Annotated in this window: 4 protein-coding genes; 1 reads left to right on the forward strand and 3 read right to left on the reverse strand. The window is 76.6% G+C overall.

Annotated elements, in window-relative coordinates; translation table 11 throughout:
• Nucleotides 1–61 precede the first annotated feature (61 nt).
• The 3 genes from OHA34_RS12020 to OHA34_RS12030 all read right to left on the reverse strand — a co-directional run bounded on the left by OHA34_RS12020 (nt 62) and on the right by OHA34_RS12030 (nt 10,161).
• Nucleotides 62–6,988, reverse strand: coding sequence for an SDR family NAD(P)-dependent oxidoreductase (locus OHA34_RS12020; RefSeq protein ID WP_329521637.1), 6,927 nt, complete (start codon nt 6,986–6,988; stop codon nt 62–64).
• Between the two features lie 269 nt (nt 6,989–7,257).
• Nucleotides 7,258–8,916, reverse strand: a complete 1,659-nt coding sequence (locus OHA34_RS12025; protein WP_285941209.1) for a penicillin-binding transpeptidase domain-containing protein — start codon at nt 8,914–8,916, stop codon at nt 7,258–7,260.
• Between the two features lie 129 nt (nt 8,917–9,045).
• Nucleotides 9,046–10,161, reverse strand: a complete 1,116-nt coding sequence (locus OHA34_RS12030; RefSeq protein ID WP_329521638.1) for an alpha/beta hydrolase — start codon at nt 10,159–10,161, stop codon at nt 9,046–9,048.
• Between the two features lie 284 nt (nt 10,162–10,445).
• Between OHA34_RS12030 and OHA34_RS12035 the strand changes: the two genes are divergently transcribed.
• Entirely contained in the window at nt 10,446–12,308 is a 1,863-nt protein-coding gene (locus OHA34_RS12035; RefSeq protein ID WP_329521639.1) for a RelA/SpoT family protein, read from the forward strand.
• Nucleotides 12,309–12,361: the final 53 nt, after the last annotated feature.

Genomic DNA, 12,361 nt, shown 5'->3' on the forward strand with positions numbered 1-12,361 from the left:
AGTCCAGCCGCCGCGCGCCTCCTCGGGTACCTGCGCGGGTTGGGGGGGCGTTCGTGCGGGTTCATTCGGGGGTTCCTGTGAAGAGGACCTGGGGTTCGTCGCCGGAGGCGATCTCGTGGAGGAGGGCGGTCACGGCCGCGTCGGGGTCCAGGAGGGCGATGCCGCGCTTGGCGTACTCGCGGGCGAGGTCCGGGGACACCATGCCGCCACCGGCCCAGGGGCCCCAGTCGGCCACCAGGACCCGGCCCCGGAGGCGGGTGCGCCAGTGCCGGGCGAGGGTGTCGCAGGCGTCGTTGGCGGCGGCGTAGTCGGCTTGGCCCGCGTTGCCGTAGACGCCCGCGACGCTGCCGAAGACCACGAAGAACCGCACGTCGGGACGGACCGCGGCGGCCAGGGCGCAGGCGCCGTCGACCTTGGTGCGGTACACGCGGTCGAAGGAGCCCGGCGGTTTGTCGCGGACGAGGCGGTCCTCCAGCAGGCCCGCGCCGTGGACCACCCCGTCCAGGCGGCCGTGCCGGGCGTAGACGTCCTCGACCACCGCGCGCACCGCTTGCGGGTCCCGGACGTCGGCGGGGTGGTAGCGGACGGACGCGGCGGTCGCGCGGAGGGCCTCCAGGTTGCGGCGGACCTCGCGGCCGGACAGGGTCCGCCGGATCGTCGCCTCGATCTCGGCGGGCGCCAGGCCGCCCCGCGCGACCAGGGCGCGGCGCAGCGCGGACTCGTCCGGCGCGGCGGCGAGCGGCGGGTCCTCGGGCGCGGACGGTTCGGTGCGGCCGACGATCTCGACGTGGCATCCGGTGGTGCGGGTGAGTTCGCGGGCGACGCGGGCGGTGATGCCGCGGGCGCCGCCGGTGAGGAGCACCACGCCGTCGGCGTCCAGGTCCAGGCGGGGCGGCCCGCCGGGGTCGAGCGCGGCCGGGACGATCGAGAGGGTGCGGCGGGCGTCGCCCTCGTAGCCGATCTCGACCGGGGCGTCGGTGGTGAGCAGCTCGTCCAGGATGCGCCGCGCCACGGTGCGGGGATCGTCCTTGGTGCCGACGTCCAGGGCGCGGACCAGGACGTCCGGGAACTCGCGGGCGAGGGTGCGGGCCAGGCCGCGCAGCCCCGCGCCGGCGGACGGGTCGCCGTCGAAACGGTGCCCGAACGTGCCGCCGGTGCCGCTGGCCAGCACGAGCCAGCCGAGGCCGCCGAGCAGCGCCTGGCGGATCCCGTCGTAGGCGCCGGGCAGGACGGGCCCGCCGCCGGGCCGCAGGGCGGCGAGGTGGATCAGCCCGTCGCAGGCACCGCCGGCGTCCAGCGGGGTGCGCACCCGGGCGCCGTGCCGTTCGAGGAGGTCGGCCAGTTCGAGCGCGACGCCGCCGCCGTCGTCCACGATCACGAACCGCTTGCCGGCGAACGCGGGCGGTTCCGGCGCGCCCGCGGGCGGCAGGCCGGTGACCCGCACGACCTGCCTGGACGGGGCGGACGCGGGCACCGGCTCGGCCGCGGGCGCCGTCTCCGCCGAGGCCGCGGGCGCCGGGACGGCGCCGCGCGGGGGCCGGGCGCCGGCGAGGTGGCCGCAGATCCAGGTGACGATCTCGCCGATGGTCTTGATCCGGGCGAGCCGCTCGACGATCGCCTCGTCCAGCCGCGCCCCGGCGGCGGCGAGGCCGACGCGCTCGGCCAGCGCCCCGATGATCTCGGTGCGCTTGATCGAGTCGATCGAGAGGTCGGCCTCCAGGTCCAGGTCCTCGCCCAGCATGTGCGCGGGGTAGCCGGTCCGGGCGCCGATCTCGGCGAGGACCGCGGCGCGGACGCCGCCGGTGGTGAGCGGTTCCGGTTCGGCGGTCTTCGGCGCCAGGATCTCGCCCGGGAGCACGGGACGCGGCGCGGGGACCGGGGACGGGGCGGGTCTGCCCAGCAGCCCGAGGACGACGTCGCGCTGCGCCGCGATCATCTCGCGGCTGTTGCGCAGGTACTCCAGGACCGCCGACTCGGAGGTCGTCCGGTCGCCGGTGACCCGTTCGGCGGGACGCAGCGCGTTGGGCAGGCAGGCGCCGTCGCGGGTCCTGACCAGGTGCCCGTTGACGGTCCAGCCGGGCGCGGGACCGGCGTCCGCGGCGGACACCGCGCGGGCGCCGCGGCCCGCGAACAGTGGCAGCGGGTCCACCGGCACCCCGGCGGCGGCGAGCTCGGCGAGGGCCGTCAGGAACCGTTCCACGCCGCCGTCGCCCGGGGCGTCGCAGTGCACCGCGGTGTGCGGGCGGTCGCCGAGGATCGCGCCGACCAGCCCGGTCAGCACCCGGCCCGGACCGGCCTCGACGAACACCCGGGCGCCCGCCGCGTACATCGCCTCGATCTGCTCGACGAACCGGACCGGCGCGGCGACCTGCCCGGCGAGCGTGGCGCCCAGCTCGGCGGGGTCGGTGTCGTAGGGCGCGGCGGTGCTGTTGGACCAGACCGGGTACGCGGGCGAGCGCAGGTCCCGTCCGGCCAGCTCGACGCGGAGCTCGGCGGCGGCCCCGGCGACCAGCGGGCTGTGGAACGCGCAGGCGACCGGGAGCGGCTCGGCGCCGAGGCCGCGCTCGCGCAGCGCGGCGACGGCCTGCCGCAGCGCCGGGGCGGGTCCGGAGACCACCACCTGGCGGGGCGCGTTGTGGTTGGCGACGACGACGTCCGGGACGCCGGTCAGGGCGGCGCGGACCTCGGCGGGCGTCGCCGCGACGGCGGCCATCGCGCCCGGGTCGCCGCCGAGGTCGGCGGCGGCGGCCAGGATCGCCTCGGCCCGCGCGGTGCTCAGCGCGATCAGGTCGTCCGCGCCGAAGACCCCGGCGGCGCACAGCGCGACCAGCTCGCCGTAGCTGTGCCCGGCGGCCAGGTCGGGGCGGACGCCGAGCTCGGTGAGCAGCCGGTGGACGGCCAGCCCGGCGATGCCGAGCGCGGGCTGCGCCGCCCGGGTGTCGGTGATCGCGACGCGCTGCCGGCCGCGCGCGTCGGGGGTGAACGCGGCGGGCGGGAACATCGCCGGGGCGTGCCGGCCCCCGTCCAGGCGCAGCAGCCGCTGGAGCCTCGGGAACGCCACGAACAGGTCGGCGAGCATGCCCGGCCGCTGGCTGCCCTGCCCGGGGTAGAGGAACGCGATCCGGCCGCGACCCGCCGGTTCGGCGGGGGCCGCGAACACGCCCGGCGCGGAGCGGAACTCGCGGGCGGCGGCGAGCTTGTCCTTCAGGTCGTCCGGCCCGGTCGCCACCAGCGCGAGGCGCACCGGGCCCTGGCCGGTGGCGAAGGTGCGGGCCAGGTCGCGCAGGCGGGGGCGGCCGGTGGCGAGCAGCGCGCCGAGCCGGTCGATCTCGGCGCGGGCGGCGGCGTGGTCGGTGCCGCGGATCAGGAACAGCTCGGCGGGCCATTCGGCGAGGCCGGAGACGGGCTCGGGGGCGCCGTCGTAGCCCGACAGCACGGCGTGGAAGTTGGCGCCGCCGAACCCGAAGCCGCTGATCCCCGCGATCCGCTCACCGGGCGCGGACGCCCACGGGCGGGCGGTGTGCCCGAACGCGAACGGGCTGGTCTCGGCGTCCCACGCCCGGTTGGGCCGGGTCAGGTGCAGGGTGCCCGGCAGGACGCCGGTGTGCAGCGCGTACGCCGTCTTGATCAGGCCGGCCATTCCGGCGGCGCACTTGGTGTGCCCGATCTGCGACTTCACCGAGCCGAGCGCGACGCCGCCCGGCGCGGTGCCCGCGGCGGCGAAGGTCTCGGTGAGCGTGGTCAGCTCGACCCGGTCGCCGACCTCGGTGCCGGTGCCGTGCGCCTCGATCAGGCCGACGCCCGCGGGCGACACCCCCGCCCGCGCGTAGGCCCGGTCCAGGGCGAGCCGCTGCCCCTCGACGCGCGGCGCGGTGAGCCCCGGGGCGCGGCCGTCGGACGACCCGGCGACGGACTTGACCACCGCGTAGACCCGGTCGCCGTCCCGTTCGGCGTCGGCGAGGCGCTTGAGCGCCACGCACGCCACGCCCTCGCCGAGCGCGATGCCGTCGGCGTCGCCGTCGAAGGCGGCGCACCGGCCCTTGGGCGACAGCGCGTGCACCGAGGAGAACAGCAGGTAGTCGTAGATGCCGTTGTGCAGGTCGGCGCCGCCGCACAGCACCATGTCGCTGCCGCCCGACAGCAGCTCCTTGCAGGCCGAGTCGAGCGCGGCGAGAGACGAGGCGCAGGCGGCGTCCACGGTGTGGTTGGCGCCGCCGAGGTCGAGCCGGTTGGCGATCCGTCCGGCGATCATGTTGGTGAGCACGCCGGGGAACGAGTCGCCCGTCAGCTTGGGGAGCTGCCCGTCCAGGCCCGGCGGGACCTCGCCGTAGTACTCCGGCAGGACGGCGCGGGTGCTGTACGCGGCGGCGAGGTCGGTCCCGGCCTCGGCGCCGAAGACCACCGAGGTGCGGGACCGGTCGAACGGGCGCTCGGCGTACCCCGCGTCCTTGAGGGCGCGCGAGGCGACCTCCAGCGCGAGCAACTGCACCGGGTCGACGCTGCTGAGGGAGTTCGGCGGGATGCCGTAGGCGAGCGCGTCGAAGGGGATGTCGGGCAGGAACCCGCCCCATTTGGACGGGGTCTTCTCCCCCGCCCGCGCGCGCTCCGCCTGGGCGTCGTAGTAGACGTCCGGGTCCCACCGCTCCCCGGGGACCTCGGTGACGGCGTCGACGCCGCCGACGATGTTGGCCCAGTACGCGTCGGCGTCGGGCGAGCCGGGGAACACGCAGCCGATCCCGACGATCGCGATGTCGGCCGGCCGCGCGTCCTCCGCCTTCGCGTTCGCCGCCGCCAGGTCGCCGGTGACGCCGAGGGCCGCGGCGCGTTCGGCCAGGAACCGGGTGGCGCCGGCGGTGACCTGCTCGTGCAGGGCGGTGATGCTCGTGGTGGCCGAGCGCAGCGCCGCCACCTGGCCGATCATGTACATGCCCTCGGCGCGCTGCTCGTCCGGCCCGACCGGGGCCAGCGTGGACGAGCCCGGTCCGGACGGGTCGCGGCGCAGCCCCTTGCTGGCGATGCGCAGCCGTCCGAGGTTCAGCTCCTCCAGCCGGCGCCACATCTGCTTGCGCGGCGTCCCCGCCCGTTCCAGTTCGCGCCTGGCCTCCTCGAACGCCTGGACGTACGGGGTGCGGGCGCAGCGGGTGGCGTGCCCGGGCGAGGTCTCCAGCAGCGTGGTCCCCTCGCATTCGACCGCGGCGCGCTGGAACCCCGGCTGGATCGCGCCCGCCGCGACCGCCTCGGAAGTGAACAGGTAGGCGGTGCCCATCAGGACGCGGACGTCGGCGCCGCGTTCGGCGAGCGGGCCGGCGAGCGCGGCGACCATCGCGGCCGAACGCTCGTCGTGGATCCCGCCCGCGAACAGCACCGACATCTCGGCGGCGGTCCCGGGATTGCCGGCGGTGAACTCCAGCAGCCGTTCGACCTGCGCGTCCCAGAGCGGGAACGCGGCGCGCGGCCCGACGTGGCCGCCGCACTCCATCCCCTCGAAGACGAACTTGCGGGCGCCCTCGGTCAGGAACCGGTCGAGCAGGCCCGGCGACGGCACGTGCAGGTACGTGCTGATCCCGGCCTCCTCCAGCGGCACGGCCTGCGCGGGACGGCCGCCCGCGATCAGCGCGTACGGCGGGCGGACCTCGCGCACGGCGGCGAGCTGCGCCTCGCGCAGCGCGGGCGGCGCGAAGCCGAGGACGCCGACGCCCCAGGGACGGTCGCCGAGCCGGTCGGCGGTGTCCAGCAGCAGCTCGCGGACCTCGTCGCCGCTCATCAGCGCGGTCGCGAGGAACGGCAGCCCGCCGTCCTGCGCGATCGCGGCGGCGAACGCCGAGCGGTCGCTGACCCGGGTCATCGGGCCCTGCACCACGGGGTAGTCGCGGCCGACGGAGGCGCCCGGCGGGGCGTCCACGGGCGCCAGCGGCACGGCCCGGACGGCGGCGCCGAGGTGCGCGCCGATCTCTTCGCGCAGCGCCTGGACGATCCCCCCGGCGGTCTTGTAGCGGTGGCCGAGTGCGGCGGCGAGCGGGCCGTCCTGGCCCACCGGCAGCAGCCGGGAGTGCAGGCCGGTGGCGCCGAGCCGGGCGCCGACCCCGGCGGCGCCGAGCCCGTCGGGGTCGAGGTCGGGCAGGTCGGGACGGGTGTAGACGCGGTGCCCGGCGACGATCCGGGTCTCGCTGCCGTCCATCGCCTCCAGCGCCGCCACGATGTCGGCGGGGAGGTCCATCTCCCTGGCCAGGGCGAGCTGCACGTCCAGCACCACGCCCGCGGCGCCGCCCGCGACGGCGGCGGCGGCGGTGTGCGCGCCGATCCCGCCCGCCGCGTACACCGGGACGTCCACCGCGGGGTCCGCCAGCAGGTGCTGGAGCAGCACGAACGTGGTCAGGTCGCCGACGCGCCCGCCGGCCTCGCGGCCCCGGGCGATGAGCCCGTCCGGCCGCCCGGCGTCGAGCGCGAGCACCGCGGCGGCCTCGTCCGGGCCGACCACCTCGACCAGCAGGCGGCGGCCTCGCGCGTACGCGGCGGCGTCGATCGCCTCAGTGGGGGTCCCGTCGGTGGGGGTCCCGTCGGTGGGGGTTCCGTCGGCTGCTTCGGAGGAGTTCCCGGACGCGGTCCCGGGGCCGCCCGGGTCGCGGCCGGGCAGCGCGGCGGCGTCGATCACGACGGCGGTGACGGCGTCCGGAAGGTCCTCGGGCGGCACTCCGCAGCCCGCCGGGACGCGGACGCCGAACGGGCCGCGCCACCACCGCGCCACGTCGGCCAGCGCGGCGAGGGCGGCGGCCCGGTCGGTGCCGAGGTCGAGCACGCCGAGCCCGCCCGCGCGGGCGACCGCGACGACCAGGTGCGGCACCGGGCGCCCGAACGGGGTGACCCCGATGATCTCCACCCGGGTCCGGGCCGTGCCGCCCGCCCGGACCCCGCCGGCCGCCGCCGCGCCCTCCCGGACGCCGCCGTCGCCGCCCTCGCAGGTCGCGACCTCGCTCGTGTCCGCCGTCATCCGCTGCCCCCCGCCGTCCCGCGCGGACCGCTGACCTCCTGCCCGCGCGGCTCGAAGCCGGCCCCGCCCCCGCCGGGGCGGCCCTGGCCGGACCTGTGCGCCTCCGCGGGCTGGGGCCCGCGACGCTGCGCCACACTACGGTCGGTGACCGGGCGACCACCGGGCGACACACCAGGGAACCCGCGATCACGGGTTTTCCAAAGGTTCCTTGAACTTCGCTTGACGGTGGAAACGCCCAAATGGTCGGTGCCGCGGGGGGGTTCCCCGTGTCAGCGGACTCCCTTGAGGAACCGGGCCGCCAGCGGCGCGGCAGCCTCGGCGCCGGTGCCGCCGCCCTCGACGATCACGGCGAACGCCAGATCGCCCCGATAGCCGATGAACCACGCGTGCGTCGGCGGGTCGGCGCCCTCGGCCGCCTCGCCGAACTCGGCCGTGCCGGTCTTGCCCGCCGTCCCGGACGGGAACCCGACCCCGGCCGCGGTGCCCTCGCTGACGACGGCCGGCATCAGGGAGTGCAGCGCCCGCTCGATGGCGGGCTCCAGCCGGTGCGGCTTCTCGGGCGCGCGGCCCTTGGCGTCGACGGCCTTCGCGGCCAGCGCCTGGTCGACGACCCGGGGCGAGCGCCAGGTGCCGCTCGCCGCCGCCGCGGCGACGCCCGCCATGTTGAGCGGGCTGGTCAGCACCTGGCCCTGCCCGAACGACGCGGACGCGAACGAGGTGTCGTCCTTGTTCTGCGGGAACGCGGCCCGCACCGCGGGCAGCCCGGCGATGACCGGGGCGTTGAAGCCGAACTGGGCGGCGACCTGGGCGAGCCGCTTCTCGCCGAGCTTGTCCACCGCCAGGCGGGCGAAGGTGGTGTTGCACGAGTGCGCGAACGCCTCCCGCAGCGGGATCGTCCCGAAGTCCTCGTGCTTGTAGTTCTTGAACGTGCGCCCGCCGACCGTGGTGGTGGCCGGGCACGGGACCTTGGTCCCGGCGTCCATCCCGCCCGCGACCAGCGCCGCCGCGGTGACCACCTTGAACGTCGACCCGGGCGGGTACTGCCCCATCAGCGCCCGGTTGTAGCCGCCGGGCTTGTTGGCCACCGCGAGGACCTCCCCGGTGGACGGGCGGAGGGCGACCAGCGAGGCGGGCTTGTCCACCGCGCCGAGCGCCTCCCCCGCCGCGCGCTGCACCTTCGGGTCGAGCGTGGTGCGCAGCGGCTTCCCGTCCGATCCCCCGAACCGCTGCAAGGTCTTCACCGGTGTCCCGTCCGCGCCGACGATCTGCACGCTGAGCGCCGGCGTCCCGGCGAGGCGCCGCTCGTACTGGCGTTGCAGTCCCTCGAGTCCGCCCGGGTCGCCCTTCTGGTACGGAGGGCCGATCTTGGCGGCGGCCTCGGCCGACAGCGCGCCGACCGGGCCGACGAACTGCTGGACCGAGCCGGAGGGCGAAGCGTTCAGGCTGCTCCCGTCGGCGGCCTGGATCTCGGCGCGGTCCGGCCAGGCGCGCGCGGCGCGCAGCCGCTGCCCCTCCTGGAGCATCGGGTGGACGAGGTCCGGCGACCAGGCGACGCGCCAGTCGCCGTCGCGCTGGACGAGCGGCAGCGCGCCGGTGTACTTCCAGGTCCGGCCGGCGCTCAGGGTGAGCTCGGCGCTGTAGGAGCCGCCCGCCTTCCCATCCTTGGGCCGGCCGACCGAGGCGGCCGCGTACCGCTGCCGCGTGACGCCCAGGTCGTCCCGCGTCCGGGTGAGGCGGGTCTCGAAGTCTGCGGGCGGCCCGTCCGTCAGGCCCCGCATGGCGGCGAAGTCACCGCGGCTCCAGGCGTCGGCGTAGCGCGCGGCGGCGCCCTCCGGCCCCTCGCCGCCGCGGATGAGCCACACCGCTCCCGCCCCCGCGAGCACGGCCACGGTCGCGATCGCGGCGACGACCACGTGGGATCGGCGCATCGTTGAACTCCTCTCCGTCGATGACGTACCAAGGAGAGCAGCTGACCAGCGGAAAGTCCAAGATAGACATCAATCACACTGCGATACCGATATGCATATCAATGCTGCTGGCAGGGCGATTTGCGGGGATCAGACCGTGACGGCGGCCTCCCGCCGCTGCGGGCGGATTCCGTGCCGCACGGTGCCCTCGTCCAGCCACCGGTCGAGGTGCGCCCAGGTGCTCGACCGCGCCGACCGTCCGGTCAGCACGCCGAGATGCCCGCCGGGCGCCTCCTCGAAGCGCACCTGCGGGGAGCGGCCGAGCAGCCGGGTGAGCGGACGGACCGCCGCGGCCGGCGCGATCCCGTCGCCGCGGCCGGCGATGGCCAGGACCGGCACCCGGACACGCCCGAGATCCAGCCGCCGCCCGCCGATCTCGACCCCCGGGCCGGCCAGCGCGTTGTCACACAGCAGGCCGCGGTAAATCTCCCCGGCGGTGCGCCCGGGAAACGCGAGCATGGCGTTCGTGAAATGATCGACGGCCTCGATCTGGGCGAGAAACTCGGCGTTGTCAAGATTGGTCAGCACTTTATACGGCCGGAGCAGGTACTTATCGATGCCGACGAGCTGATAGGCCCGTTTCACCACCGGCCGCGGCACCCCGCCGAGCACGCCCCCGAGCAGCACGCCGGCCAGGTCGGCGACGGGCCCGCGGGCGAGCCGGGCGACCGGGCGCAGCGGCGCCGCGAGCCGCACCGCCCGCACGTCGACCGGCGAGGCGATCGCCGCGACCGACGCGATCGGCAACCGGGGGTCGGCCGCCGCGGCCAGCAGCGCGAAGACGCCGCCGAGGCACCAGCCGACGAGCTGCACCGGCTGACCGCCCGAGTCGCGGCTGACCGCCCGGATCGCCCCGGGGAGGATCTCGCCGACCCACTCCTCCAAGCCCAGGTCGCGGTCGCCGAACCCGATCGGGCCGTAGTCGAGCAGGTAGCTGCGCCGGCCGGCGTTCACCACGTGCTCGGCCAGGCTGCACCCGCGCCGCAGGTCGTAGCAGCGCGCCGGCGCCGCCAGCGGCGGCACGAACAGCACCGGCGGACCGGCCGGGACCACGCCCTCCGGCGGCCGGTAGCGGTACACCGACCGCTTCGGCCCGTCGTCGACCATCTCCGTGGGCATCGGGCGCAGATCGGCGACGTGACCGTACAGCAGCAGCTGGGCGGCGTTGGACGCGGCGGCGCGGAGGCTGCGGGGAGTCGGCATCATTTCGCCATTATCCATCTCCATTCAGAGGCCGCACGCGGGCCACATCGGCCAAAGGCGGCCTGGCACTCATGAGCATTACTACCTGGCACTACCGGGCCCGGCATCACAGCGTCATGAAGTGTTCGTTAAATCGCCTTGACATCGCACCCCAGGAGACCTTCCAGGCGCGGCCTTTGCCCGGCCTTCGCGCGCGCCCCCTCGCGCGGGCCGGACGGCGCGGCGCATAATGCCGGTTACACCCGGTAGCACGAGCGCTACCGAGAAGGCTGGCAGGTCGGTGCGTGATGGCGACCCTCAATCCGGCGAACTCCACAGGTGCGGGCCGCGGGTCACCCGCGGGCCCCGGAAGGCGGGCGCCCGCCGCCGGAGTCCCGGGGACGGCCGCCGTTCCCGGGGCGCCCACGGGGCCGCTCACCACGCCGCCGCCGTTCAGGCGCCTCGTCCCGCCCCTGCGAGGGCGGTTCCACCTCCCACTCGGCGGCCGGTCCGCCGCGCCCGGCCGCGGCGACCTGAGAGCGGCCGTCGCGCCCCTGCTCGCCGCGCGGCACCCCGCCTGCCCCGGCGGCGAGGCCGAGCTGCTGCGCGGCTACGAGGTCGCCGAGCGGCTGCACCGCGGCCAGTTCCGCAAGTCCGGCGCCCCCTACATCACCCACCCGCTCGCCGTGGCGATGATCCTCGCCGGGATGGGCATGGACACCACCACGCTGGTGGCCGCCCTGCTGCACGACACCGTCGAGGACACCCCCTACACCGTCGGCGAGGTCCGCGCCGACTTCGGCGACGAGGTCGCGGTCCTGGTGGACGGGGTGACCAAGCTCGACGGCGAGCGGTGGGGCGGGCACGCCGAGGCGGAGACCCTCCGCAAGATCGTGCTGGCCGCCGCGGACGACCTGCGGGTCCTGGTGATCAAGCTGGCCGACCGGCTGCACAACCTGCGCACCCTGCACTACCAGCCGGTCCACAAGCGGGCCCGGTACGCGCGGGCGTCGCACGAGCTGCTGGTGCCGTTCGCCGAGCGGCTCGGCATCCACGTCCTCAAGCGGGAGATGGACGACCTGGCGTTCGCGGCCCGCTCGCCCGAGGCGCACGAGGCCACCTCCGGCGCCGTGCGGGCGGCCCTGCGCGACGCGGGCCGCGCGTTCGGCCCCGCGATGGCGCTGCTGCGCGGCACGCTCGGCGAGCACGGGGTGCGGGGTCGGATCGAGATCCGGCCGTCGCACCTGTACGCGGTGCACGAGTCCCTCGGCGGCGATCTGGCCGGGCTGCGGCCGTGCGAGGCGGCGCGGCTGCTGCTGATCGTGGACGGCGGCGCCCAGGACTGCTACGTCGCCCTCGGCGCGGTGCACGCGGCCCTGCACCCGATCGCCGGGCAGGTCCGCGACCACATCGCGCTGCCCAAGGACAACCTGTACCAGTCCCTGCACACCCGGGTGATCGCCCCGTCCGGCGACCCGTTCGAGGTGATCATCCGCAGCCGGGCGATGCACCCGGTCGCCGAGTACGGCATCGTCGCGCACATCCGCGACGCCGGCGACGACGCGGCCACCGCGCACGCGGTGGCGGGACGGCGCGACCTGGAGTGGCTGAGCCGGCTGCTGGCCTGGCAGTCCGGCGCCCCGTCCGCCGAGTTCCTCGACGGGCTGCGCGCGGGCCTCGCCCCCGGGACCGTGGCCGGGTTCACCGCCGCCGGCGACACCGTGCCGCTCCCGGCCGGGGCCACCGCGCTCGACTTCGCCTACGCGCTGGCCCCCGAGATCGGCGACCGCAGCATCGGCGCGCTCGTCAACGGGCGCCTGGCGCCGCTGTCGGCCGAGGTCCGCACCGGCAACGTGGTGGAGATCCTCGGCGATCCGGGCGCCTCGCCGTCGGAGGAGTGGCTGGAGTTCGCGGTGACCGTCCAGGCGCGGGCGCACATCCAGCGGTGGGTGGCCCGGCGGCGCGGCGAGGACGAGGCCGACGCCGGGCGCCGCCGCCTCGTCCGGGCGCTGGGCGGACGGCACCTGGACCTCCTGGCCGCAGAGGCGCGCGGCGAGGCCCTCGCGGCGGCCCGCGCCCTCGGCTACCCCGGGGTCGACGCGATGTACGCGGCACTCGGCACCGGGTCGCTCGCCGTGGACGGCCTGGTCGCCCGCTTCACCCGCCCCTGACCCCGCCCACGCGCGTGCGGGCGGGGGCGCACGGGCGTGCGGAGGGGCGGCGT

Source organism: Spirillospora sp. NBC_01491 (assembly GCF_036227065.1).
In the GTDB taxonomy this organism is placed as follows: Bacteria; Actinomycetota; Actinomycetes; order Streptosporangiales; family Streptosporangiaceae; genus Spirillospora; species Spirillospora xylanilytica.

Excerpts from the sequence above, each read along its gene's own strand:
- OHA34_RS12030 (WP_329521638.1), bottom strand. The coding sequence starts at position 10,161 with ATGATGCCGACTCCCCGCAGCCTCCGCGCCGCCGCGTCCAACGCCGCC.
- OHA34_RS12035 (WP_329521639.1), top strand. The coding sequence starts at position 10,446 with ATGGCGACCCTCAATCCGGCGAACTCCACAGGTGCGGGCCGCGGGTCA.
- OHA34_RS12025 (WP_285941209.1), bottom strand. The coding sequence starts at position 8,916 with ATGCGCCGATCCCACGTGGTCGTCGCCGCGATCGCGACCGTGGCCGTG.
- OHA34_RS12020 (WP_329521637.1), bottom strand. The coding sequence starts at position 6,988 with ATGACGGCGGACACGAGCGAGGTCGCGACCTGCGAGGGCGGCGACGGC.